This is a genomic window from Pseudomonas sp. OA65 (assembly GCF_017498305.1).
GTDB classification, from domain to species: domain Bacteria; phylum Pseudomonadota; class Gammaproteobacteria; order Pseudomonadales; family Pseudomonadaceae; genus Aquipseudomonas; species Aquipseudomonas zanjanensis.
Window position 1 is genome coordinate 50,786 of record NZ_JAGDEZ010000021.1, and the last position, 25,007, is coordinate 75,792.

The window sequence follows — 25,007 nt, forward strand, 5'->3', positions numbered from 1 at the left end:
TCAGCCAGGCGCTAAGATAGGAAAAGTTGAATTTATAAACGATGAAATTCAGCTTTTCTGAACAAGGATGCCTCTTATGCGAGAAATCAGCCTGGACCGCCTGCGCACGCTGGTGGCGATTGCCGACCTGGGGTCGTTCGCCGAAGCGGCCCGTGCGCTGCACTTGGCGCCCCCCACTGTCAGCCTGCATATCGCCGACCTTGAGGCGCGGGTGGGCGGCAAGCTGTTGTCGCGCACCCGGGGGCGCGTTCAGCCATCGGCGATAGGGAACACCCTGGTGGAACGCGCACGCCGCCTGTTGGCGGATGCCGAACAAGCGCTTGAGGACGTGGAGCGTCAGGTACAGGGATTGGCCGGGCGTGTGCGGCTAGGGGCCTCCACCGGGGCCATCGCACAGTTGCTGCCGAACGCTTTGGAGACGTTGAGCCAACGTCACCCCGCGATCGACGTGCAGGTGGCAGTGCTCACTTCCCAGGAAACCTTGAAGAGGCTTGCCGAGGGCTCCTTGGAGATTGGTCTGGTCGCGCTGCCGCAGCCACCCGTGAAGGGCTTGCGGATCGAGCCGTGGCGACGGGACCCGGTCATGGCCTTCTTGCCGGCTCGCTGGGAATGCCCGGAGGTTGTGACTCCCGACTGGCTGTCCGCGCAACCGTTGATCTTGAACGACACCACCACTCGCCTGTCGCGCTTGACGTCGGAGTGGTTCGCCAGTGATGGACGGCAGCCTGCGCCGCGCATTCAACTGAACTACAACGATGCGATCAAGAGCCTGGTGGCGGCAGGATATGGTGCGACGTTGTTGCCCCATGAAGCCTCCACGCCATTGCCCGATACCCGGATCGTCATGCGGCCATTGAAGCCCTTATTGTGGCGTCAACTGGGGATTGCCCATCGCAGTCAGGACATCGAACGGCCTACACAACATGTGCTCGATGTGTTGTGGGAATTGAGCGCGGAGTGATTATGTCTGGGCATGAGGTATCCTGCGCAGCGTAAAACACGATCCAGGCCTGCTGCGTGCCATCGCTTGTCACGCCCACTTGATCGAGCTAAAGGCGGCGCACCAGGAGGTCTGCATATTGTTTGGACATCGGTTCGAGCGCACCACCCAGGATGATCTGCATATCCACTCCCATAACCTCATACAGAGTGCCTTCGTGCTGCTGGCAGGCGCGCTTGCCTTCATTGCACCGGTGGCGTTCGCCGTGTTCGTGATCGCTGACGGAGGGCCCCATCTGACCGACGTCGACCCACTGTTCTCGCTGCTGATTGTGCTGGGACTGCTGCTGATCCCTGCCCTCGGCCTCCTCTTGATGGTGTACACCGGCATTCGCGAGACCTTGCTGCTATCGCGACGCGAGGGTGAAGGCAAGCGCCGCACCCGAAACTTCTTTGGACGCCGCGAGCGCGTGCATTCGGTCTTTAGAATCGACACCCCAAAATGCCTCGAACTTCGCCGCCGCCAAGAGGCCGAGCCCGCCTACACCCAATTGTGGCTGGTGATGCGCGATGGTACCGAGCACCGCCTGACTACCGATAACGTTCCGGTAGTGCCGGGCACCAACCCCACCGATGTGTGGCTGCGTGAGCTGGCCGACTATCTGAACGTGGCAGTGCCTACTGAAGTGATCGTGGGTTCGACGGCGGCTGTGAAGCCAGCCTACAGACCTGCTCCAGCCCCAACCAGCGGCAAGGCAGTGAGGGAAGCCAGGCAGCGCAGAACCAAGGAACTCACGCCGTCCCATGAGCCCATTGAAAAACTCGGCACACCCGCACGCGCCCTGCTACTGCTAATGGGTGTTTTCCTGGCAGTCCTGGAGCTGAATCACGTCATCACCTTGGTCCCTGCGCTATTTAGCGGGCGGCTGCGCGTCGGCGGCGGTCGAACGGGCATGACAACCTTCTACTGGGCCGAACAACCGCTGACCTTTTCATTCCACATGCTGGTGGGCATGGCCGAGGTGTTGATCCTCGGATTCATCGCCTGGGGTTGTCTGCGCACGGCGATCCAGGGCCGGATGAGTTCCAATCCCTGAGGGTGGTCAATTCGGCCACTGCCCGGTCAGAAACGGTGAACAGGAAGCGGCCCCCTCGATGTGGTAGACCCTCGGCTCCTCCGAAAGATATTCCTCTAAGCCCATCATGAACATCCGATGGTCTTCACTCGCTTCGAAACCCGGCGTGTGATCCTCAAGTGACTGCCATCGCACGATCAGGTTGAATTGCTCGGGGGTCTCGATCCCTTGCGCCAGCAAGTGACCGCCGTAACCCTTTGCCCGGGTGAGCAAAGGAGCGACCTCGGCAAATGCACGCCTGAACGTTTCAATACGTTCTTTGTGAACAGGGAGCAGAGCGATCTCATAAATCATGGTATTCCTCGAAAATGGCTTGAACGGTTAAACGTACGCAATTACGGGATCAGCGAAGGCTCGACCGCTATCGCGATTTTTCCTTGAACACCGTTGTTGGGGCTCTCCAGCCGTGCATGGGCCAGCCCAATGTCGGCAAGCGAATAGACGGCGCCAACGTGTGGCCGCAGCTGACCTCGCGCGACCAATGCGCTCAAGTCATCGAGCTTGCCGCGGTTCTGCCTGGTGAACACGAAGTGGTAACTCGCATTCTTGCCCCAGGCCTGGACAAGATTTTGTGGCTGCGCAATGTCCACGATCGAGACAACGCGGCCAAGCTGTGCCAGCGCGTCGGGGCTGCGCGACAAGGTATTGCCGCCGATGGTGTCGAACACCACATCCACTCCGCGACCACCCGTTTGCCCCATGATGGCGTCGACGTATTCCTCCTTTTCATAGTCGATGACCACATCGGCTCCCAGGCTTCGCACGAACCCGGCGTTTGCCTCACGCACGGTCGTGAACACCCTTGCCCCCATGGCTTTTGCCACCTGGATCGCCACATGCCCGACACCCCCCGCGCCGCCGTGGATCAGAATGCTTTCCCCCACCCTGAGCGCCGCACGCACGATCAATGCTTCCCACACCGTCCCGCCAACCAGACTCAGGCTTGCCGCCTCAAGATGGCTCAGCGAGGGTGGTTTCTTCCCGATGATGCTTTCGGCGGCAACGTGGTACTCGGCATAACTGCCCGGCCCGTCAAATATTTGCGGGGTGTACCAGACTTCGTCGCCTGGAGCGAAGGTTGTCACACCCGGCCCAACCTCTTCGACAACGCCCGATACATCGTGTCCGGTAATGGCCGGCAGTTGCACCAAGTCGGGATAGTCGCCGCGACGAACCTGGTAATCCAACGGATTGATGGAGGTTGCGTGCACTCGGACCAAGACTTGTCCGGCGTGCGGTACAGGCTTGGGCACCTCGCGCAGTTCGAACGATCCCGAGCCGCCGAATGATTTAAGTACCATTGCTTTCATCGTAATTCCTCACATCTATAAAAAGGAATATCGAGATATCTCGATATGTTACGGTAAAAAAAACTACAATTCTTTCCCTATGACCTCGGCAAGCGCGCTGATGGTTGCTTCATTGCGCTTGTAGTAGGTCCACTGACCGATACGCCGGACTTCGACCAAGCCCACTCGTTGCAGCGTTGCAAGGTAACCAGACACCGTTGACTGCGACAGTCCGATACCTTCTTGAATACTGCTGACGCAGACGCCCACCGTGAGAACATCACCTTCATCCTGCGGAGGGAAGTTCTTTGCGGGATCCTTCAAGCCTTTCAAGATTTCCAGGCGTGTAGGGTTCGAGAGCGCTTTGAATATTTCGATCAATTCCATGCCCCCGAGAATATCGAGATTTTCCGATATGTCAATACGCTGTTTAGCCCCCTCCCTGCCCCCAACATCCTGGGCGACACGCCAATAGAGCCATACCCACCACTTCACATAACCCTCAAAGCAGTCTTTAAATGGCAGAATCTCCGTCATTGATCGTTTCGGAGACCACCATGCTTCGCGTATTTGAACAAAGACTCGACCCCTTCCCGCCCGACGAAGTCCCCCCGCCGCCCAACGGCCTGGCTCGGTTCCTTTGGGCCTGCACCCGGGGCGCCCGCGGTTACATCCTGGCGTTTGCGCTGCTCAGCGCCGGCGTGTCGATCTACGAAGCCTGGCTGTTTTCGTTCCTCGGCCAAGTCGTGGACCTGCTCTCGACCTGGCAAGCCGGGGGTGACGCGGCGGCACAGGAAAGTCGCGTGCTGTGGGGCATGGGTATCGTCATGGTGGCCAGCGTCGGGCTGGTGGCGCTGCGTACGATGGTGCAGCACCAGATATTGGCGATCAATCTGCCGTTGCGGCTGCGTTGGGACTTCCACCGCCTGATGCTGCGGCAAAGCCTTTCGTTTTTTTCCGATGAGTTTTCCGGCCGGGTCACCACCAAGGTGATGCAAACGGCCCTGGCCGTGCGCGACGTGCTGTTCACCCTGATCGAAATCGCCCCGGGAATCGGCGTATATTTCATCGCGATTATCGCCTTGGCCGGCGGCTTCGCCCTGAAACTGATGCTGCCCTTCGTGGCCTGGATCGTGCTGTTCGGGCTGGCCATGCTCTACTTCGTGCCCCGCCTGGGCAAAGTCGGACAGGAACAGGCCAATGCCCGCTCGTCGATGACCGGACGGATCTCGGACGCCTACACCAACATCACCACCGTGAAACTGTTCTCCCATTCCAATCGCGAAGCGCATTTTGCGCGCGCGGCCATGGAGGATTTCAAACAGACCGGCTTTCGCCAGATGCGCCTGGTCAGCCAGTTCGAAATCGTCAACCAAGCATTGGTGGTGGGCTTGATCATGGCCGCAGGCGGCTATGCGCTTTGGCTGTGGCACCAGGGCGACGTCGGCGCCGGTGCGGTGGCGGCGATCACCGCCATGGCATTGCGCATCAATGGCATGTCGCACTGGATCATGTGGCAAATGACCTCGCTGTTCGAGAGCATCGGCACCGTGCAGGATGGCATGGCAACCCTGACCCGCGGCCCCAAGGTGCAGGACGCGCCGGACGCGGGGGTACTGGTGACCTCCGGCGGCGCGGTCACCTTCGACAACGTGAGCTTCAACTACAACGGTGAACGCCAGGTGCTCGATGGCCTGAGCCTGGACATCCGCCCGGGCGAGAAAATCGGCCTGGTGGGCCGCTCCGGCGCCGGCAAATCCACGCTCATCAACTTGCTGCTGCGCTTTTATGATGTCGACAGCGGGCAGATCCGTATCGACGGGCAAGACATATCCCGCGTGACGCAAGACAGCCTACGCAGCGCCATCGGCATGGTCACTCAGGATACCTCCCTGCTGCACCGCTCCATTCGCGACAACATCGCCTACGGCCGACCCGATGCAACTGACGCACAAATCCGCCGTGCCGCGGCCAATGCCCAGGCCGATGAGTTCATCAGCCAACTGAGCGACCGCCAAGGTCACTCCGGCTACGACACCTTGGTGGGCGAGCGCGGCATCAAGCTGTCGGGCGGCCAGCGCCAGCGCATCGCGATTGCCCGAGTGATGCTCAAGAACGCGCCGATCCTGCTCCTTGACGAGGCGACCAGCGCGCTGGATTCGGAAGTCGAAGTGGCCATCCAGGAAAGCCTCGATGAAATGATGCAGGGTAAAACGGTCATCGCCATTGCTCATCGGCTGTCGACGATTGCGGCGATGGATCGACTGATTGTCATGGATGATGGGCGCATCATCGAACAGGGCACCCACGCTGAATTGCTCGCCAAGAACGGTATTTATGCGCGGCTGTGGCACCATCAGAGTGGTGGGTTTCTGGGTGAGGATCGGTGGGTGAGCGAGGCGATGGATCAGGTATGAGGGTGAATGGCCTGGGGTGATCTGCAAGTGGGTGCTTTGGGTCGTCAGCTGTCCTTCACAACGGGCAGCTTTCGGCCGATTCTGCTGAAAAAGTCGGCTTCAGTTTTTCGGCGGAAAAGTACGCGCCTGAGATTGAAATCTGTGTTTTGCGCAGAAGGTTCAGGACTCGGATTTCACGTAGCAGCGTGCAAAAGAGGTGTTTTCCCCCATCAATATTCGAGCGTTTTGGGCAACCCGACTTTTTCACCAGAATCGGTCTGTATCTGCCACTCGCATCGCTCACAGCACGCGCCCAACGCGCCCTCGATCAGCCAAAAAGGATTCACACCTAATCAGGGACGATGAATGAAACCAATCGAAATTCAACACATCACTCATCTGCCGGCGGAAGTTCTTACTTTGGAGAAAGAGGCAATTGCGGAAGGGTTCAGATTTCTGACGCGCCTGATTTCGGAATGGCATTCAGGAAAGAATCGCTTCAACGCGCCCGGTGAATGTCTCATGGCAGCGTATTCGAACCAGCAATTGATAGGAATCGGAGGGCTATCAGTTGATCCTTTTAATCAGACCAATACCGCAAGGCTACGGCGAGTGTACGTGGCGCCTGCGGCAAGAAATCAACATGTCGGTCACGGGCTGGTAAAGGCGTTGGTTGCACACGCCGCTCTTCACTTTCAGAAGGTGCGTCTTTCTACCGATACTTCTGCAGGCGATGCGTTTTACCTGCGCTGCGGCTTCATGCGAACAGAAGACGCCCATGCCACCCACGTCATGGAGCTGGTCAACCCCTGATCCGGGAGCTTTCGGCCAAAAGCGGTCAGTGGATTTAAGGTGCTTGCGCCCCTAGTTGTAGCTTTGTAGGATCCTGTGAGCGCCCGACAATAGCGGTTCACATGAACAGCAGGTCAAGGCTGGAAATCGAGGGCGTTGCTTTAAAATCCAGACTTCGATTGCGCTGCTATCAGATATGGAGATTCTCCTACTTTGAATTATGGACAAGCTGTTGCAGTCGTCGAAGCCTTTCAAGATCTTGCACACAGAATTGACATTGAATTTCCAGAACGCCTCGCAGCACTCATGGGAATAGCGCATGCACCCCCTTCAAAGGCTGCACTGAGTAGCCTTGTAGATTTTCACTGGCTCGATGCCGAAGAAGCAGAACGAGAAATCAATGAGTGGCTTAACCCTGATGACCAGCAAGGTCGAACCTTTCTTCCCTTTGCGGCTACAGGCGGCGGTGAGCCCTACTGCCTGGTTCGATTGGAAAACGGGACTTCGGGGATCGCTCAGGTACTTCATTTTGCTCAGCCATCTCCACTTGCCCATGCAGATATCTCGTCGTTCGTGACAAGGGAATACGTGCGCGTCGCTACGGACTTATCTTGGATACCGCCTCAAACGGACTTCAGTATTGCACTGAAAAGTGAAGTGGCATTGATCGAAACGGCTTTACTACCCGCAGACTATGCGCTTCTTGAGGCCCTGTTTAGTCGACAGTGTGTCGCCATGAATTACCAGGCTGGCCCTCGAGGCATCTCGAGAATTGTCAAAGCCTTCATCTCCCAAGAAGAAGAGGAATCGTTAGCCGCCCGACTACGCCATCCGAACCCAACCGAGTTCGAAGCTCTTCGTGCTTGGATGCGCTGAATGTGTCTCCACTAGGAACCGAGCCAGTGCCGGCCAACGCTCACCACTTGCCAATATCCGCTTTGGGTTTTTGCCCGTCCCAATAGACAGCAATCGACCAAAAGCATCGTTCGATCCACTACCTTGCAGCCGAAAAGCGAAAACCTCTCGATCAGTGAAAGCTAGTCTCTAAGGGTACGCATTATTTCCTCGACCACCGGCTTCGTGTATTTCTCACTGGGGTCAGTTTCCGGTGGGTCGTTACTGCGGAACCATTCACCTTGATCGAATGCCTGGTAAAGCGAGAAAGCGGGCTGAGGCATGTCGTTAGTCATACCTACTTCAACCACAGCATTTATGACCCCCGTTCATAACGCCGTTGCAAAAATCATAGAGCAGAGATCCTTGTAGATAGCCTTCCGCAACCGCGACGGACAGCTCGTTCAGCACATCATGCGATGCAACGGCGAACCTTTCGCAAATGGGACAAGATCACTCAGCGTTAAACCGTCTGCTTCCGCTTTCACCGACAGTTCCTTAAGTTCGATCTTCGGTATCGCCATGATCATGAGCTTCTTCCGGTTAGGTGCGATAGCGCTTACAGAATGGCCGCGCTGCCACACGTCAGTTCCATGCTGCAATACGGATTTCATGGTCGGTCAACTTCAGCTACAGGCAATGTCCGCTTTGGGTCGGAAGCTGCCCTTCGCTTCCGACCCGATCCATCTTGGGAAAAAATGGAATCTATTCCACCGAACGCTTACCTAGGGTCGATGATATCCAGCGCCCGGTTTGCCAATAGCAGACCTAGTTCAATCAACTGTTGCAGCCCTAGTGCAACATGCCGTCGAGAATCCTCCAGATCGAACGCCAAATCGCTGGCCATGGCGTTGGCGGAGGCTAACGTTTCGCTGAGGTTGGCCAACAGGCTTTCAACATCGACGTCCTCCACGACGGTGAATAGCTGGTCCGGAGGTGGCTTCTTGTCAGGCTGGGCGGATTTGGGGTTCAGATAGGAATCGATGACACGTTCGGCGTTGGCGTCGGCCGCGATGTCCAGGTGCAGCGGTGGAACGGGTGGGTCTGGGATGAGTTTGTCCATGGAATGCTCCTAACGTAAATGGAGCCGCCACGTTCGCTGCTAAACGAGTGGGTGGCAGCCGTGCGCAGGTTAGCAGACCGGTACGTTAGGAAACCGGCGCACCCGAGGATGCCCTGCACACAGCCGCCATAAGAATTCGAGCAATAAAAAATGCCCGCACTGAAGGCAGTTGCCGTGCGCCTAACGTGATTCCGAGCTGCTAAACCCGACCGCTAATTGGTAGCGGTGAGCAAAGACTAGGCACCGAATTCAGCAGGCGCAAGGGACTGGAATTTTCTAGGAAATGTCCTGCAAGTCAATGGGCAATATTCGCTCCGTCAATTCCTACAAACTCGTTTAACCGCTCCACCACCGAAACAGGTTGCAACGTTTATCCAGCTCTAACGCCCTTTCCAGAGAGATCACAACGCCTATCGCGATCGCATCAATCCGATCGGACATTCCGCTTACTTGATCTCGACCAACCGCACTGCCTGCGACCCGTCCAGGGACAGGTGAATCACCGCAGCCCGACTTGGAAAATTCGGCGCATCCTCATCGGTATTCTCCATCACGGGGATGTCGATCAAGGTCTGCTCACCGGTCGGGTCGCTGACCAACTTGGCATCGAGTTGGTCGATGGCCCGCCAACTGTCGCCACCGATGCGCATCACGTCCAACAGGCTGTAATGCGGCACACCCTCCTCGTTCTCTTCGGGCGTGAAGGCCGCCAGGTATTGGCTGTAGTTGTTGCCCATGCCGAAACCTTCAATGGTGAAGACTGCGAGGGTGACCTGGCTGTCCTCGCCGGTGTCCAGGGTCTGCACCAGTGTCGCTTCGGGGTAGCCGGTGGCGTAGCTGTCCTTGATGAGGGCGACCAGGCGGCCAATCTGTTCTTCCAGGGCTTTGGGAGCGGGTTTCGATTCAGCGGCTTGAACCAGGGTGCCAGTGAAAAACAAGGCAGCGGTCAGCAGGCGCAATTTCATGGAGGTGGAGTCCGGGGTGTCGGGAGGTCAGCGTGCAATGGTAGCGGTTGCCAAGGGATTGGGTAGGGAATTGTTGGTGGGGTTTGTGCTGGGGTGCACAACCTTGCTCGCGAAAGCGGTGGGTCTGTGTGCATTGTTGTTGAATGTATTGCCCCCATCGCGAGCAGGCTCGCTCCCACACTTGCACCCGGGACAGCCGCAATTTTTCCATCAACCCGACATCCCCTGTGGGAGCGAGCCTGCTCGCGATGGCGGTGGGCCTGCATGCATCGATGCTGAATATATCGCCACACGCCTGCCCGAACTGCCACCGATTAGCGCTGCGCAGCCCCTAAATCAATCTTCCAATTCGGCAGCGCGTGCGAAGTGGTTTTGCCCGGCGTCAGGCCTCTGAGCGGATCCGCGCGACCAAGCGAGCCTGGAGTTTTTCCAGTTCCTCGGGATCGGCCTTGCCCCGGCCATGCGCACCTGCTTCCTCACCTTCCCAGCGAGGAATGATGTGCATGTGAATGTGGTAGACCGTCTGCCCGGCCACCGCGCCGTTGAACTGTGCGATCTGGACCCCGTCCGGCTGCAACTCGTCCACGATGATCCGCGTCAGGCGCTGCACGGCCGACATCATTGCGCCCAGGACTGTGGGCTCGACTTCGAGGATGTTGCGCGCCTGGGAATTTTTGGGGATGACCAGGACATGGCCGCGCGATTGCGGAAAGAGATCCAGGAAGGCCAGCACATCGGCGTCTTCGTAGATTTTGTAGCACGGCGCATCGCCGCGAAGGATCAGCGCAAAGATGTTCTTTGGATCGTAATGACCGTGGAGACTCATGTTCACTCCTTGAATGGGGTTAGGGCGGTGGGTTGCCGGTAAGAGATTTAGCACAGTCCGAAGACAACGTCTCTCTTGTAGAAGCCTGCTTGAAAGCCAAGGGTTGGGCTTGCTGGCGATGGCGGCGGGTCAGTCAGCGATGAATTGCCTGTGCCAACGTCATCGCGAGCAGGCTCGCTCCCACAGTTTTTCGAGCGATCCGCAAAGGTCGTGCCTGGCCCAAATCTCTGTGGGAGCGGGCTTGCTCGCGAAGGTGGCGTACCTGTCGATATCGTGGTTGGCTGAACTACCGCTTTCGCGAGCAAGCCCGCTCCCACAGGGGATTTGTGGCGGCCACTCAGTCACAGTCCACCGCCGGCCATTGTGGGAGCGAGCCTGCTCGCGATAGCGCTGGATCAGTTGGCATCAGTGCTGGATGCAAGGCCGCCTGCGCGGGCCTCCTTCAGCGTTACGGCCATTTTTTGCTGTAACTCGCTTTGCGAAAACGGCTTGTGCAACACCGGACACCCGGCGTATTCGGCTGGCAGCCCGCTCGCGCCGTAGCCGGTGCTGAACAGAAAGGGAATCTGCCGATTGCGAAGAATATCGGCCACCGGGAACACGCGTTCGCCTGCCAGGTTGACGTCCAGGATCGCCAGGTCAACCTGCACCGAGCGGGCGATTTCACAGGCCTTAGCGAGCCGGGCGACGGACGCCACGACCTCGCATCCGAATTCCTCCAGCATCTCCTCGATCAACAGGGCAATGGCGCCTTCGTCCTCGACGACCAGCACCCTGGTTCCAGCCAACGGGGTCATGCCCCGGTCGCCCCTATCAAGAACGAAAAGCGACAGCCAATGCCCAGTGGGGCGTAGGTGAGATCAAACGTACCACCCAAGTCGCGCTCGATGCAGCGCTTCATCAGGCGCGAACCCAGCCCTTCCCGTTCCGGCGGGGCTACCGGTGGGCCTCCTCGCTCCTGCCAGTCAAGGGTCAGCAGTGTTCCGTCCGCTTGGGCTTGCAGATGCCAGGTGACGGCGAGCGTGCCCGTCTCGACCGACATGGCCCCGTATTTAAGCGCGTTGATCGCCAATTCATTGAGGGTCATCGTGAGGTTGAGCGCCACCCGGGTGCCGACGTCCACAGCAGCCCCCTCGATCATCACACGGCCAGGCTCATGCCCGAAGACCGGCATCAGCACCTCATGGGCCAGGGTGCTGAGCGGCGTCTGGCCCCAATGCCGTTTGGTCAAGAGATCGTGTGCTCGCGACAAGGCCAACAGCCTTGCCTCGAAACGCCGGTAGCCGTCCTTCGCATCCTCGGCATTGCGCGCGGTCTGGGCCGCCAGGGATTGCACCGTGGCCAGGGTGTTCTTGACCCGGTGATTGAGCTCATCAATCAATGTCTTCTGCCGGTTTTCCGCCTGCTTTCGCTCGGAAATGTCCACCAGCATGTTGATGGCGCCCACCAGGTTTCCATCGGCGTCATGCAAAGGCGTGGGAAACGGCGTGAACGGTACACGGCTGCCATCCGGCCGCTCCGCAATCGCCTCGACGCCACGTATCGGCCGGTTTTCCTTCAGCGCCACCGCCATCGGGCATTGATCGTGGGGCAGCGCGGTTCCGTCGGTATTGAACAGCTTCCAGGTCACACACCACATCTCGTCCAATTGCGGCGTGCGCCCCGACAGTTCGACAGCGGCGCGATTGAAGAACGTGATACGCCCCTCGGCGTCGGTGGTGTACACCGCGGCCGGCAACGCTTCAAGGAGATTGCGCATGTGCCGTTCGCTTTCGCGGATCTGGTTTTCCATCCGCCGCGCCAGCGTGACGTCCTGCTGCACCCGCACGCCATACCGAAACGTCCCGTTAGCGTCCCTCACCGACGAGCTGTGGATGTCGAGGTAGACCACCTCGCCATCGGGCTTCAGGGCGCGCTTGCGCAGCACATAGTTATCCAGTTCACCGGCCACCTGACGGGCGTACAACCCGGCATCCTGCGCAATGCAGTCCGGGTGGGTGTAGTCCAGGAAGGTCATCGACAGCAGTTCTTCCCGCGAGCGGCCCAGCATGTTGCACAGGGCGTCGTTCACCCGGAGCAAGCGCCCGTCGATGCCGGCCTCGGCAATCCCGATGGTTGCCGCTTCGTAAGTCGCCGAGAGCCGGTTATCACTGTCCTGACGCGCCGCCTCGGCGGCATGGACGCAGCTCCTGTCGAGGGTGAAGCAGCGGGTGTTGAAGAGTTTTCCGTTCTCGAACCGTCCGTTCGAGGTGATCGTGACATGCTTGATCGAGCCGTCCTTGGCCCTCAGGCGTGCCGGATAGCTTTCCAGGCGAGCGCCACTGCCCAGCTTGGTGAGAATGTCGTCAATAACCGGCTCGTCGACATGGAATTCGGTGATGTGCCGACCGATGTATTCTTGCGCCGAATAACCCAGCAGTGCCAGCTCCGCCTTATTGGCGCGCAGGATGATGCCCTCGCCACTGACGATATGCAGGCCCACCGCACTGTTTTCGAAGAAGTCTTCCAGGTCGGCGCTCTTGCGCCTGAGCTCCTCGGCCACGGCATGGTGCGCCGAAACGTCCTGGAAGCAGTTGATCACCCCTTGGATGACACCCCGCCGATCCCTGAGGGCGCGGATGTTCATCAGCGCCACGAACCGCGAACCATCCGGGCGCTGGATAATCACTTCCTGGTTGCGCGGCGCAATGCCGGTATCGAGCGCCGAGGCCGTCGGACTGTGCTCGAATGCCAGCGGCGTTCCGTCGGTCAGGAACAATCGATGGGCGCCGCAGAAGCGGTCGCCGTTCTCTCCAAGCGTCGGCGCCCTTCCCCACAGCTCGGCCGCCTCGCTGTTATATCGGACGAGCCACCCCTGGCGATCGCAGAGGTACACCGCACCGGGAATGGCATCGAGCGCGCTTGTCCCCATCGCGATCAAGCTTTCGTATTCGCTTGGCGTACAGGCTTCCAAGGGGAGCTCTTCAATATTCGACATCAGTCATCCTCAACCCCCCTGGCTGCAACGCTCAGGGTCTCAATGGACTCTAGATCGCTATTGAGCGCGCGAGTTCAGGAAACTCTTCAAGGACAGCGGCGCCTGTGCCGTACGTCAGCCCTGGCGATAACCGACAGGCTCGCGCAGCGGTTATGAACGAGGCCTGCTCCAGGCCCTGTCCAATAGCGCGACCACTGTTTCGTCTGGGGTCTGGCTGAAGTCTTCGTACCAATCGCCGACCGAGCGCATCCACTCGGGCATCAACGGACACACAAACTCATCGACCTCACTGCGCAAGGCTTCGGCGGTTTCGACCGGCGCCACTGGAACGGCAACCACGATGGCAAGAGGGTTTTGCAGGCGTACCGCATGGACCGCCGCCATCATTGACGCACCGGTGGCCAGGCCATCATCGACAAGCAGGACCACCTGGTTTTTCAGGTCTACCAGCGGGCGGCTGCCGCGATAAAGCGTTTCACGGCGCGCCAGCTCCTGGCTTTCCCGCTGGAGCACCGCATCGAAGGCAGCCTGGTCGACGTGATGGGCACGCAACGCATCGTCGTTGCGAATCTGGATGGCGCCGCTGGCAATCGCCCCCATCGCCACTTCCGGATGGGACGGCACGCCGAGCTTGCGCACCAGCATCAGATCGAGGGGCAGCCCCAAGGCGTCGGCCACCTCCCAGGCGACGGGCACCCCGCCCCGGGGCAGCGCCAGGATAATCACATCGTCCCGTCCACGGTATTGGGCCAAGGGTTCTATCAAGCGTTGGCCGGCCGCCGCTCGATCGGCATAAGGCGGCGATGCAAAAGACAGGGGATTCATATTCAGGTCTCCTTGCAAGAACAGACACGTCGCACGCACAGTCACCCTGTCAGGATACTCAGCACGGGATGCCCGGCAACGGCTGAGTGAGCCACACTACCTGCGTCGCCACACCAATCGTCGGGCGTGACCGCATCGCCGGTGCCAGCGACTTGGGAATGGTGGGTCTTGAGCCTGCCTAAGCCGTTTCTTAACGAGGTCTGAAGGTGGGAAATATTGGAATGCCCGAGAAAAATCCCGTCAAACCTGGACTGCCCTTGTTCGATCTTCCGTAGTACAGTAAGCAAAACCCGATAAATATCCACCTTTAGATGACCTAAAGTGCCAGGCCCCAACGTCAATGGACCCGCACACCCCGTCATCCTTCTACCGCGGCGGTAACTGCATGATCGACATCACCGAAGTTTCCATTGCCCAACTGCGCGCCGCGCTGGAATCGGGCCAGACCACGGCGGTAGCGCTTGTCCAGGCCTACCTCGCCAGGATTGATGCCTACGACGGCCCCGACACGCCCACCGCCCTCAACGCGGTGGTGGTGCGCAACCCGGATGCGCTGAAGGAAGCGCAGGCTTCCGATGCCCGTCGGGCCAACGGCCACACACTCGGTCCACTCGATGGCATTCCCTATACGGCCAAGGACAGTTATCTGGTCAAGGGCCTCACCGCAGCGTCCGGAAGCCCGGCGTTCAAGGACCTTGTGGCCTATCGCGATGCGTTCACCATCGAACGGCTGCGCGGCGCCGGGGCCATCTGCTTGGGCAAGACCAACATGCCGCCCATGGCCAACGGCGGCATGCAGCGCGGGGTGTATGGCCGGGCGGAAAGCCCGTACAACGGTGACTACCTCACCGCGCCCTTTGCCTCCGGTTCCTCGAACGGTGCGGGCACGGCAACTGCCGCCAGCTTCGCTGCGTTCGGCCTGGCTGAAGAAACCTGGTCGAGCGGACGCGGCCCGGCGTCGAACAACGGTTTGTGCGCCTACACGCCGTCGCGGGGGGTGATTTCGGTGCGGGGCAACTGGCCATTGACGCCGACCATGGACGTCGTCGTGCCCTTCGCCAGGACCATGGCCGACCTGCTCGAAGTGCTGGACGTGGTGGTCGCCGAAGACCCGGACACCCGTGGCGACCTGTGGCGCCTGCAGCCCTGGGTGCCGATTCCGAGCGTCGACTCGGTTCGTCCCGCCTCGTACCCGAGCCTTGCCAGCAAGCCGGGAGCGCTGGCCGGCGTTCGGTTCGGCGTGCCACGGATGTACATCAATGCCGACCCTGAAGCCGGCACGGCCGAGGCCCCCGGCATTGGTGGCCCGACGGGGCAGCGAATCGTCACCCGCGCCTCGGTGATCGACCTTTGGGAGCGAGCCCGCAAGGCCCTGGAGGCCTATGGCGCCAAAGTGGTCGAGGTGGATTTCCCGCTGGTGTCCAATTGCGAGGGCGATCGTCCCGGCGCGCCGACGGTGTTCACCCGCGGCCTGGTTTCCAAGGAGTTCCTGCACCATGAATTGTGGGATCTGTCGGCCTGGGCATTCGATGATTTCCTGCAAGCCAACGGTGATCCACAGTTGAATCGCCTGGCCGACGTCGACGGACCGAAGATATTTCCCCACGACCCGGGCACCCTGCCCAACCGCGAGGACGATCTGGCCGCCGGCATGGATGAGTACGTGAAGATGGCCCAGCGCGGCATCACGCCCTGGGATCAGATTCCAACACTGCCCGACGGGTTGCGGGGGCTCGAAGAAACACGCCGGATCGACCTGGAAGACTGGATGGAACGGCTGGGCCTGGACGCGGTGATCTTCCCGACTGTCGCCGACGTCGGGCCGGCGGATGCGGATATCAACCCGGCATCAGCCGATATCGCTTGGAGCAATGGGGTCTGGGTCGCCAACGGCAACCTCGCCATTCGTCACCTGGGCGTGCCCACGGTCACCGTGCCAATGGGCGTCATGGCGGACATCGGCATGCCCGTCGGGCTGACATTTGCCGGGCGCGCTTATGATGATTCGAAGCTGTTGCGACTGGCATCGGCGTTCGAGTCGATCGGCTCCAAGCGCCTGGTTCCGCCTCGGACCCCGCCGTTGTCGGCTTGAGCCGGTCATTGGGGTTGCTGCGCAACCCAGCGGGAGCAAGCTCCCTCGCCACAAAAGCTGCGTACGACTTCATTTTTGAATACGGGCGCAACCCCGTGGCGAGGGAGCTCGCTCCCGCTGGACTGCGCAGCAGTCCCAAGACCGGTTCTACAGGCGGAAATACTGCTGCATGGCACGGGCAAGCAGGCTCACGGCCTCATCGCCCTGTGACGCCAGGGCGCGCACGAACACCACCTCATGCTCCTCGATCACCGGCAGGCCTTCAAGGATCCGCATCGCATCCGTCACCCGAGCACGGTCGATCAGGCTGATCGCCAACCCGGCCTCCACACAGGCCTTGACGGCCTGGTTGGAGGGGCTCTCCAGGACGATGCGCGTCCTGCGCCCGCTGTGCCTGAGGGCTTCCATCATCGCTTGCCGATAGGGGCATTGCGCCGCGTGCACCGCCAGCGGCAACGGCTCCAGCGAGGCCGCCGTCCCGTGGATTGGCCCGACCCAGACCGGCGTGGTGGACACCAGCACTTGCGTTTCTGCGTCCGCTTGGCCCTTCGGTTGGGTAACGACCGCTGCCTGGAGCTTGCCGCGCTGCACCAGGTCCCGTAGCGCATAGCTTGGCGCGGTTTTGAGTTCCAGTACCACGTTGGGCCACGCAGCGGCGAAAGTTGGGAGGATGTCGCGGATGACATGATCTGCATATTCATCCGGCACCCCCAAGGTGATGCGTCCCGCCAGACGGGTGCCGTGCAGGTCGGCCAGCACCCGGTCATGGGTATTGAGCAACTCAGTCGTCGCCACCAGCAAACGCTTGCCCAACGTGGTGAGGGATACCGATTGGTTGTCGCGGTTGAGCAACCGCCCACCCGCCACCGCTTCCAACCGCTGGATATGCACGCTGACCGCCGCCGGGCTTTTGTGCAGTTGTTCCGCCGCCCCACTGAATTTCCCGATCCGCGCCACCGCATGAAAAGTACGTATCAAATCGATATCGAGTATGGCCGTCATGATTCAATCTTCGTAAATGACTGATGCAATTCATTTTGATTTATTAGATTAGCCGGGTTCCGTAGCCTGTGGTCATGAACCCGAATAAAGCGATGACCTGCACGTCCCAGCCCCGGCCCGCCTGGCATTGGCTGATTCCATTGCCCCTGCTCGAAGCGGCTTTGCTGGTGTCGTGGAGCTCCGGCTTTATTGGCGCGCGCTTTTCCATCGACTACGCGCCGGCATTGCTGGTGGTGTTCTGGCGATGCGTCGTGGTGACGCTCGTGCTGCTGCCCTTCGTCGCCAGGCAGCTATGCCGAACCTCGCCTGTCACGCTGTTGAAAAACGCCGGCATCGGCCTCTTGGCGATGGCGGGCTACCTGAGCGGCATCACCCAAGGCATTGCCTTGGGTGTACCGGCGGGCCTGGCCGCGCTGGTCGCCGACCTGCTGCCGCTGGGCCTGGCGCTGCTGGCCGCCGGCGTACTCCGGCAACGGCTGGCCTGGCAGGTCTGGGCGGGGCTATTGATCGGCCTGGTCGGCGTCATGCTGGTGACCCAGGGCGCATTGGCGTGGGGCAACGCCCCCTTGTGGGCCTATGGCCTGCCGCTGCTTGGCATGCTCTCGCTCGCCGTCGCGACCCTGTGGCAGAAATACCTGCCCGCCGAACAATCGCTGGGCCTGCTGCCCAACCTGTGGCTGCAGTGTTGCGTGTCGGGCCTGGCCTTCGCCCTGGTGGAAGGCGTCCATGGCAGCCTGGCCCCGCTACCCAGCACCGGCTTTGCACTGAGCGTCCTGTGGACAGCGGGCATTTCGACAATGGGCGGCTACGGGCTCTACTGGCTGTGCCTGCGCCGCACGACCGCCACCCGCGTCGCCAGCGTCCTGTACCTGAGCCCGCCCATTACCATGCTCTGGGCCTGGGCGATGTTCAACGAACCACTTTCCTGGCAGATGGCGGTGGGGATGGCGGTGTCCGGGGTCGGTATCTGGCTGGTCGTGAGTACCGAAGCGCGGCAGGCGGTTTCGAGCTCAAGATAGCAAGATCGGTGGAGCGCATTGTGCTGGTTGGGGTATGACTCACCCACATGGGTTACAAATCAGTTCAAGCACATAGGTAACAGTTATTAACTGGCCCGATCAATCTGGCATCCTTGATGGCCGCATCGGGGCTGCTGCGCAGCCCAGCGGGAGCAAGCTCCCTCGCCACAATGGCTCGTACCTTAAGCCTCAAGCCTCAAGCCTCAAGCTTCAAGCCTCAAGCGAACAGCATTGCCTCCGCTGCCGAACATGACCTTCACCCGGCCAAACCAATACCTTGCCCGTCGGCCAACGCAGCGCCGTTGAGGTAATGGTCGCCAAGCAGCCGACGCTGGGTCAGCAGGGCCGGCTCGGGGCTGTCCGGCAAGGGCCGCGGCAGGCTGCGACCGGCCAGTTCGAAGTAGGTATGGCCGGCCAGGCGCGCGTCTTCACGCCGTGGGATGGATCAGGTATTCGGTGAGTGTTGCCGCGCACGCAACGATGCCTTCATGGAGGACCATTTCAAAGCCATGGGTATTTTCCGTTGGAATAGCGATGCACCCCGCTCGCGCGGCCACGCCCGCACTCATGATCGCACTCGCATCGGAGGCGAAATCGACCAGGAGCGCAACTTGTGGGTGATAGCCCGAGCGCTGTGCAGCCTTGACCAGGGCATCCACGACAGAGCGGGTGTAATAACCCTTTTGGTCCCCGGTGTTGATAATCGGGTCTGCCGATAACACCGTTCCGTACTCCTCCAGTACCGGGCCCACCTCGACCGCGATGGTGGTGTCGCCCGGCACGCGGGCAGCGGCATAAAGCGCACCGGCGTTGGACTCTTCCTCAAGTGTCGTGCAGACGAACCAGACGTCTTGCTTGAGCGCGTGCCTTTTGTTTTTCAGCTGCTGCGCGGTGGTGATCACGGCCGCCAAGGGCGCCCGGTCATCGAGGAAGTGGGCGGCGACCGTGTCCTTCACCTGGAACGGCCGGCGCCAGTGCCGACTGAGCACCACGCGCACGCCGGGCCGGATACCGGCGGCGGTCAGCTCCTCCTGGGAACAGCGGGTGATGACATGGACGTCGCTCCACTGCACCGCCCCTGACAGCACATCCCGCCCCTGGGCGGAACCACCGGTGTTATGCATGGAACCATAAGACAGTACGCCGGGCAGGCATTGGTTATCGCCGAGTATGTCGACCGGACAAACGCCAAAACAGATGGGCTGGGCACCGCCCAGCGCCACGACTTCCAAGTTACCGTCGGGCCTTGTTTTCTTCACGATCATGGCAATTTCATCGAGGTGCGCCATGACCCTGATGGGCTGTGCTTTCGAAAACTCATCCGACGCCTTGATCAGTCCCCGGATGTTGCCGGCCTCGTCGACAACGACCTCATCACAGTGCTTGCCCAGTTCCCTGAGGCATATTTCCCGGACTTCATCTTCCTGCCCGCCGGGGCCGCGGGCCAGAAGCAATTCTTCGAGCAAAGGCTGGATACTCATTGGAGGCATCAGCTAGGTTCCCGTCACGACCGTTGAACAGCGTAGACCCCACCCGTTTCCCGTCCGTTCAAATCGGTATTCGCTCGGTCATGACCGGTCAATCCAGCCCCGAACGGAACGTTTCGATCTTGAGTCCGAATCGATTCATCTTGTTGTACAAGCCACCACGCGACACGTTCAACCGTTGGGCTGCCAAGCGGATGTTTCCGCGCGTCTCCTTGAGGGCGGCGATGATTGCGTTCATTTCATGGCTGCCCAGGTCCGGAGCCGTCCGCGACTCTGGCACACTTGCCCAGATCGAGGGCCGCCCTCGCTGCCTGATTTCCAGCGCAAGGTCACTCGGCTGGATCAGTTCGGTCATTGCCAGGTTCGTCGCCCGTTCAATGACGTTTTCCAGCTCACGGACATTGCCCGGCCAGTGATAGGCGCCCAGCAAATCCAGCGCCGCTGGCGAAACGTCCTGCATCGTCTTGCGCAGCGACCGGGCACAACGCGCGAGAAAATGCCGCGCCAGCAACGGCACATCCTCGCGACGCATCCGCAATGGCGGCACCGTCAGGTTCAGCACGTTGAGCCGGTAGTAAAGATCCTCGCGAAAAGCCCCCTCGGCCACCGCCTGGCTCAGGTTGCGGTGGGTGGCGGCGATGATGCGCACGTTGACCCGCAGCGATTTTTTCGCACCCACCCGTGTCACCTCACCCTCCTGCAGGACACGCAGCAGGCTGACCTGCGCATCGAAGGACATGTCACCGATTTCGTCGAGGAAGATCGTCCCACCATCGGCCAGTTCGAACTTGCCGGCCGACCCACCGCGAGCCGACCCGGTGAAAGCGCCTTCGACATGACCGAACAGCTCGCTCTGCACCAGGTCTCGCGGAATCGCGCCGCAATTGACCGCCACGAAAGGCCCGCCACGACGATCGCTGGCGTTATGGATGGCCTGGGCGAACAGCTCCTTGCCCGTGCCGCTCTCGCCGAGGATCAGCGTGGTCGAATCACTGCGACTGGCAATCCGCGCCAAGTGCATTGCATCCTGGATCGCCTGCGAGCGGCCCAGGATGGTTTCAAAGGTGTAGCTGGCCTGGGTGCCGATGATCCGCCGGGTGATTTCCCGGATGCGTCGGTTCTCGCGCAACGAAACGATCCGCCCGCCTTGCGCCAGCGGGCAGACCGACACCAGGCAAGCCAGATGGCTGCGATCGTGCAGTTCAAAGGTGCAGTCCAAGTCACGTACCCCGTCACCGCCCCCGAGCAGGACCGCATCGGTCAATTCGCTCTGCCCCAGGCTCTGGAACGGACTCCCGAGCAGGTCATGGCCGACGCGAAACAACTGTCGGGCGTAATGGTTGAGGGCCTTGATGCAGCCGCGCTCATCCAATACCACCAAGCCCTCGTTGAGCACCTCAAGCACGGTCTGTTGTTCTTCCAGCAAGGCCTGCAGGGTCATCTGCCTGGAGACAGCCTCGGCCGCGGCCTGGACGGTGCCCAGCGTATGAAAGTGAAACCAGCCTGGCTCGGCCGTCAAGGTCAACATGCCCAGGGTCCGGCCCTGGGCATCGCGGATGGGCGCGGCGGCGCAATGCATGCGGCGCTGGCGCAGGCCAAGCCCGAAATTCTCCTCGGCCAGCACATACACCAAGCGGTCTTCGACGATTGCCAACCCGGTGCAGTTGGTGCCCTGCACCGACTCCAGCAGTCGACTGCCAATGGGAGTGAGGTCCAGGCCACAGAAGTACAACGTGGTGCCTTCGGCATCGGTCAGGTTGATATGGCCCCGGGGGTTATAGGCGAGCAAACCGCGCATGACTTGCGCCGCCGCAGCGATCAGTTCCCGGTTGGCAACCAGTGTCGCGGTCAGGTCGGCGGGCGCGACAAAACGGTACGCGCCGTCTTCCGGATCGAGGCCGGCACTGACACTGCGCAACCAGGATTCCCAGATCACCCGGCGGATCCCGACTGGGCGCTCGGTCTGCCCTTGCCAGCACGCTCGCCAGGCCTCCTCCAGCGCCGTGCCCGGCCCGTCGTTCAACGACGCGGGGCCAAGCGTGGTGAGGTAATCGCGGTCTTCGTCACTCAATGCCAGGGGTTGCTGATCCATTGGTCGGCCACATGTTCATATTTTCGACATGTCAGTATAGACATGTCATCGACATGAACACTGATTCAAATAAAAACCATTAAATATCAATAGGTTAACTATTGGCACAGCACTTGCTCCCTGCATGAACAGACGAGGACATTCTTGCCGCCGAGTCGTAAAACAATAAAGGGAGTCATATTTATGAGCACATCCAAGACCCTCCGCCTGGGCCTCATCGGTGCCGGCCGCATGGGCAGTTTTCACGGCCTGACCGCCGCCCGGCACATCCCTGGCGCGTGCCTCGCCGCCATCGCCGACCCTACCCCCGGCCAAGCCGCACGCCTGGCGGCAGAACTGGACGTGCAGAAGATCTATACCGCCCCACAGCAGTTGCTGGATGACCCGGACATCGACGCGGTGCTGATTGCCGCGCCGGCGCGTAGCCATGCCGAACTGGTGATCAGCGCGGCCCGGGCCGGCAAAAGCGTGTTCTGTGAAAAACCGATGGCCATCACCCTGGATGAAGCGGACCGCGCCATCGCCGCCGCTGCCGATGCACAAGTGACGCTACAAGTCGGCTTCAACCGACGTTTTGCCAAGAGCTTTCGCACCGCTCATCTGGATGTGATGGCCGGCCGGATCGGTACGCCGCAACTGCTGCGCTCGCTGACCCGGGACCCGGCCCTGAACAACCCGGCCGCGTCGCCGCAATGGGTGATCTTCCTCGAAACCCTGATCCATGATTTCGACACCCTGCGCTACCTGAATCCGGGCGCCGAGGCGGTTGAGGTCTTTGTGATGGCCGATGCCCTGATCGCCCCCGCCTACAAGGACAAAGGTTTTCTCGACACCGCAGTGGTCACGATCCGCTTCGACAATGGCGCCATCGCCACCGCCGAGGCCAATTTCCAGGCCGTGTATGGCTACGATGTCCGCGGCGAAGTGTTCGGCAGCGCCGGCATGCTGACCATGGGCAATGTCAATGATTCCGACTTGCTGCGGTACCTGGCCAATGGGGTCCAGGCCGACACCCAGCGCATGGACACCGACTTGCTGCGTGATGCCTACGTGGCCGAACTCAATCACTTCACCAGTTGTGTGCGCAGCGGCGAAAAACCGCTGGCCAGCGGTGAAGATGCCCGGGCAGCACTGGCCATTGCCCGCGCCTGTATCGAGTCCTTCCAACAGGGCAAGACGGTGCGCGTGCAAGGAGCGCTGTCATGAGTTTCATCCCATTCAAACTGGCGATCAGCGCCGAAATGGTCTTCCTCGACCTGCCTTTTACCGAACGGGTCAGACGCATCCACGCGCTGGGCTTCAGCGTCGAGATATGGAACTGGGCGACCAAGGACATCCAGGCCCTCGTGGCGACGGGCGCGGATTTCACCTCCATGACCGGCTACCTGTCGGGCAACCTGACCGATCCCGACGATATCCGACAGTTGCTCGACAGCGCCCAGGAATCCCTGGCCGTCGCCGCTCAATTGGGTTGCCCAAGCCTGAACCTGCACGGCACCGGCCTGGGTGATCAGGGCTTGCCGGTCAAACCCGTGGCCCAGACCACCGGCCGCATGTGGTTGAGCGCTTGCAAGACGCTGGAAAAAATCGCTCGCCTGGGTGAAGACGCGGGCCGGGTGTTCCTGCTGGAAAACCTCAACACCGAGGTCGACCACCCGGGCACGCCTTTCGCCCGCGCTGACGATACCCTGGCGCTGATCGAGACCGTGGGCAGCCCGCACTTGAAGATGAACCTGGACCTCTATCATGCCCAGATCGGCGAAGGAAACCTGATCGAACTGATCCAGCGCGCCGGCAGCGCCATCGGCGAAATCCAAGTGGCCGACGTCCCGGGGCGCAGGGAGCCCGGCACCGGTGAAATCCACTACCCCGCAATTGCCAAGGCCTTGTTCGGCATGGGATACAGCGGTGTCGTCGGCCTGGAAGGCTGGGCCAGCGGTGACAGCGAGGTCGCGCTCGAGCGTTTCAGGCAGGCCTTCACGCTTGATGGATAAAGCCCCGACGCACTCAACATGTGCGGCAGATTTTCAGTTCTTGGTGACGTTTCAACCCATAACAAAAAGGATAACCATCATGCGTCGTTGCACACTGCTTTTCGCCACCCTGCTGTTGCTGTTCAGCCAATGGGCCGCCGCCGACTATCGCATCGGCGTCAGCATCGCCAGGGTCGACGACAACTTCATGACCTACGTACGTAACGGCCTGGACGAGGCCGCGAAAAAGGAAAACGTGCAAATCCAGTTCGAAGACGCCCAGGGCGATGTGGTGCGCCAACTCAACCAGGTCCAGGGATTCATCAACCAGCAAGTGGACGCGGTCATTGTCCTGCCGGTGGACACCTCCGCCACCGCCAACATCACCCGCGCCGCGGTCGACGCGAAGATGCCGCTGGTCTACGTCAACCGTCACCCGGACGAGCGCACCTTGCCCAAAGGCGTCGTCACCGTGGCCTCCAATGACATCGAGGCCGGACAACTGCAAATGCGCTACCTGGCCGAAAAACTCGGCGGCAAGGGCAACCTGGCGATCATCATGGGCGACCTGGCGCAAAACGCTACCCACGACCGCACCGAAGGCGTCAAACAGGTGCTCAAGGATTATCCCGGGATCAAGATCGTCGAGCAGCAAAGTGCCGAGTGGCAGCGCAACAAAGGGATGGACCTGACCAGCAACTGGTTACTGGCCGGGAGTCGTTTCGATGCCATCGTCGCCAACAACGACGAGATGGCCATCGGTGCCGCCATGGCCTTGCAGCAGGCCGGCAAAGCCAAGGGCGAGGTTGCGATTGTCGGCATCGACGGCTTGCCGGACGGCCTGGCGGCGATCAAGCGCGGGATGTTGGTCGCCTCGGTATTCCAGGACCCCAAGGCCCAGGCGACCAGCGCGGTCCAGGCGGCCCTCAAGATGATCAAGGGCGAGCCAGTGGAAACGGACGTCTGGGTGCCCTTCCAGTTGATCAAGCCTGAGCAGTTGGCAGTGTTCGAGCAACATTACAAATAACCTGCGACTTGATACATCGCCATGAAGCTGGCGAGGGGCGACACACTGCCCCTCATCAGTCCCACCTGCGCATTCCCGATATTTAGCTTGACGATTGAGATGACGATCATCATATTTAGGCAAAATATTACGATCATCATGTGGATATCAACTCGACGGCGGCTTCGCGAACTGAAGTCGGCGCGTTGGGCATCAGCGTTTTGTCCACGTCAA

23 protein-coding genes are annotated in these 25,007 nt (G+C 60.5%); 10 read left to right on the forward strand and 13 right to left on the reverse strand.

Annotated features, from left to right (window positions below):
• Nucleotides 1-76: 76 nt before the first annotated feature.
• Together J3361_RS18400 and J3361_RS18405 are read left to right on the forward strand one after the other, a co-directional pair.
• Nucleotides 77-961, forward strand: a complete 885-nt coding sequence (locus J3361_RS18400; RefSeq protein ID WP_207965774.1) for a LysR family transcriptional regulator — start codon at nucleotides 77-79, stop codon at nucleotides 959-961.
• Nucleotides 962-1,076: 115 nt separating this feature from the next.
• Nucleotides 1,077-2,036 carry a hypothetical protein gene (locus J3361_RS18405; protein WP_207965816.1) on the forward strand — a complete coding sequence of 320 codons (960 nt, stop codon included), beginning with the start codon at nucleotides 1,077-1,079 and terminating at the stop codon, nucleotides 2,034-2,036.
• Between the two features lie 6 nt (nucleotides 2,037-2,042).
• Here the strand turns inward: J3361_RS18405 and J3361_RS18410 are convergent, their stop codons facing one another.
• From J3361_RS18410 to J3361_RS18420, 3 genes are all read right to left on the reverse strand, one after another.
• On the reverse strand, nucleotides 2,043-2,369 hold the full coding sequence (locus J3361_RS18410) for an antibiotic biosynthesis monooxygenase (RefSeq protein ID WP_207965775.1): 327 nt from the start codon (nucleotides 2,367-2,369) through the stop codon (nucleotides 2,043-2,045).
• 41 nt (nucleotides 2,370-2,410) lie between these two features.
• Nucleotides 2,411-3,385: a zinc-dependent alcohol dehydrogenase family protein gene (locus J3361_RS18415; RefSeq protein WP_207965776.1), complete on the reverse strand. Its 975-nt coding sequence runs from the start codon at nucleotides 3,383-3,385 to the stop codon at nucleotides 2,411-2,413.
• Nucleotides 3,386-3,448: 63 nt separating this feature from the next.
• The gene (locus J3361_RS18420) at nucleotides 3,449-3,751 is read right to left on the reverse strand and encodes a metalloregulator ArsR/SmtB family transcription factor (RefSeq protein WP_122565734.1); all 303 of its coding nucleotides are present in this window, start codon (nucleotides 3,749-3,751) and stop codon (nucleotides 3,449-3,451) included.
• Nucleotides 3,752-3,921: 170 nt separating this feature from the next.
• Between J3361_RS18420 and J3361_RS18425 the strand changes: the two genes are divergently transcribed.
• From J3361_RS18425 to J3361_RS18435, 3 genes are all read left to right on the forward strand, one after another.
• Nucleotides 3,922-5,781 carry an ABC transporter ATP-binding protein gene (locus tag J3361_RS18425; protein ID WP_207965777.1) on the forward strand — a complete coding sequence of 620 codons (1,860 nt, stop codon included), beginning with the start codon at nucleotides 3,922-3,924 and terminating at the stop codon, nucleotides 5,779-5,781.
• Nucleotides 5,782-6,126: 345 nt separating this feature from the next.
• Nucleotides 6,127-6,573 (forward strand): GNAT family N-acetyltransferase, encoded by a 447-nt coding sequence (locus J3361_RS18430; protein ID WP_207965778.1) that lies wholly within the window; start codon nucleotides 6,127-6,129, stop codon nucleotides 6,571-6,573.
• Nucleotides 6,574-6,765: 192 nt separating this feature from the next.
• On the forward strand, nucleotides 6,766-7,428 hold the full coding sequence (locus J3361_RS18435) for a hypothetical protein (protein WP_207965779.1): 663 nt from the start codon (nucleotides 6,766-6,768) through the stop codon (nucleotides 7,426-7,428).
• Between the two features lie 422 nt (nucleotides 7,429-7,850).
• Here the strand turns inward: J3361_RS18435 and J3361_RS18440 are convergent, their stop codons facing one another.
• From J3361_RS18440 to J3361_RS18470, 7 genes are all read right to left on the reverse strand, one after another.
• Nucleotides 7,851-8,060 carry a hypothetical protein gene (locus J3361_RS18440; protein WP_207965780.1) on the reverse strand — a complete coding sequence of 70 codons (210 nt, stop codon included), beginning with the start codon at nucleotides 8,058-8,060 and terminating at the stop codon, nucleotides 7,851-7,853.
• A gap of 107 nt (nucleotides 8,061-8,167) precedes the next feature.
• Nucleotides 8,168-8,509 carry a DUF6124 family protein gene (locus tag J3361_RS18445; RefSeq protein ID WP_207965781.1) on the reverse strand — a complete coding sequence of 114 codons (342 nt, stop codon included), beginning with the start codon at nucleotides 8,507-8,509 and terminating at the stop codon, nucleotides 8,168-8,170.
• A gap of 446 nt (nucleotides 8,510-8,955) precedes the next feature.
• Nucleotides 8,956-9,474, reverse strand: coding sequence for a hypothetical protein (locus J3361_RS18450; protein ID WP_207965782.1), 519 nt, complete (start codon nucleotides 9,472-9,474; stop codon nucleotides 8,956-8,958).
• Between the two features lie 382 nt (nucleotides 9,475-9,856).
• A complete protein-coding gene (locus tag J3361_RS18455) occupies nucleotides 9,857-10,300 on the reverse strand; it encodes an HIT family protein (protein ID WP_186728699.1) in 444 nt (147 codons plus the stop codon).
• 395 nt (nucleotides 10,301-10,695) lie between these two features.
• A complete protein-coding gene (locus tag J3361_RS18460) occupies nucleotides 10,696-11,097 on the reverse strand; it encodes a response regulator (protein ID WP_207965783.1) in 402 nt (133 codons plus the stop codon).
• A complete protein-coding gene (locus J3361_RS18465; protein WP_207965784.1) occupies nucleotides 11,094-13,277 on the reverse strand; it encodes a PAS domain S-box protein in 2,184 nt (727 codons plus the stop codon). The genes J3361_RS18460 and J3361_RS18465 overlap by 4 nt, the downstream gene beginning before the upstream one ends.
• Nucleotides 13,278-13,427: 150 nt before the next feature.
• A complete protein-coding gene (locus J3361_RS18470; RefSeq protein ID WP_207965785.1) occupies nucleotides 13,428-14,102 on the reverse strand; it encodes a phosphoribosyltransferase in 675 nt (224 codons plus the stop codon).
• A 385-nt stretch (nucleotides 14,103-14,487) separates the two neighbouring features.
• Here J3361_RS18470 and J3361_RS18475 point away from each other — a divergent pair, with 385 nt between their 5' ends.
• Nucleotides 14,488-16,194, forward strand: coding sequence for an amidase (locus J3361_RS18475; protein WP_207965817.1), 1,707 nt, complete (start codon nucleotides 14,488-14,490; stop codon nucleotides 16,192-16,194).
• Nucleotides 16,195-16,341: 147 nt separating this feature from the next.
• Here J3361_RS18475 and J3361_RS18480 read toward each other — a convergent pair whose 3' ends face one another.
• On the reverse strand, nucleotides 16,342-17,196 hold the full coding sequence (locus tag J3361_RS18480; protein ID WP_207965786.1) for a LysR family transcriptional regulator: 855 nt from the start codon (nucleotides 17,194-17,196) through the stop codon (nucleotides 16,342-16,344).
• A 74-nt stretch (nucleotides 17,197-17,270) separates the two neighbouring features.
• On the opposite strand from J3361_RS18480, the gene J3361_RS18485 reads away from it, so the two are divergent.
• The gene (locus tag J3361_RS18485; RefSeq protein WP_207965787.1) at nucleotides 17,271-18,215 is read left to right on the forward strand and encodes a DMT family transporter; all 945 of its coding nucleotides are present in this window, start codon (nucleotides 17,271-17,273) and stop codon (nucleotides 18,213-18,215) included.
• Between the two features lie 428 nt (nucleotides 18,216-18,643).
• Here the strand turns inward: J3361_RS18485 and J3361_RS18490 are convergent, their stop codons facing one another.
• Nucleotides 18,644-19,696 (reverse strand): M28 family peptidase, encoded by a 1,053-nt coding sequence (locus tag J3361_RS18490; protein WP_207965788.1) that lies wholly within the window; start codon nucleotides 19,694-19,696, stop codon nucleotides 18,644-18,646.
• Between the two features lie 97 nt (nucleotides 19,697-19,793).
• Nucleotides 19,794-21,794, reverse strand: a complete 2,001-nt coding sequence (locus J3361_RS18495) for a sigma 54-interacting transcriptional regulator (protein WP_207965789.1) — start codon at nucleotides 21,792-21,794, stop codon at nucleotides 19,794-19,796.
• Nucleotides 21,795-21,977: 183 nt separating this feature from the next.
• Between J3361_RS18495 and J3361_RS18500 the strand changes: the two genes are divergently transcribed.
• From J3361_RS18500 to J3361_RS18510, 3 genes are all read left to right on the forward strand, one after another.
• Nucleotides 21,978-23,000: a Gfo/Idh/MocA family oxidoreductase gene (locus tag J3361_RS18500; RefSeq protein ID WP_207965790.1), complete on the forward strand. Its 1,023-nt coding sequence runs from the start codon at nucleotides 21,978-21,980 to the stop codon at nucleotides 22,998-23,000.
• The gene (locus J3361_RS18505) at nucleotides 22,997-23,788 is read left to right on the forward strand and encodes a TIM barrel protein (RefSeq protein ID WP_207965791.1); all 792 of its coding nucleotides are present in this window, start codon (nucleotides 22,997-22,999) and stop codon (nucleotides 23,786-23,788) included. Before J3361_RS18500 ends, J3361_RS18505 begins: the two co-directional genes overlap by 4 nt.
• 79 nt (nucleotides 23,789-23,867) lie before the next feature.
• Entirely contained in the window at nucleotides 23,868-24,794 is a 927-nt protein-coding gene (locus J3361_RS18510) for a sugar ABC transporter substrate-binding protein (RefSeq protein ID WP_186704758.1), read from the forward strand.
• Nucleotides 24,795-25,007 lie beyond the last annotated feature (213 nt).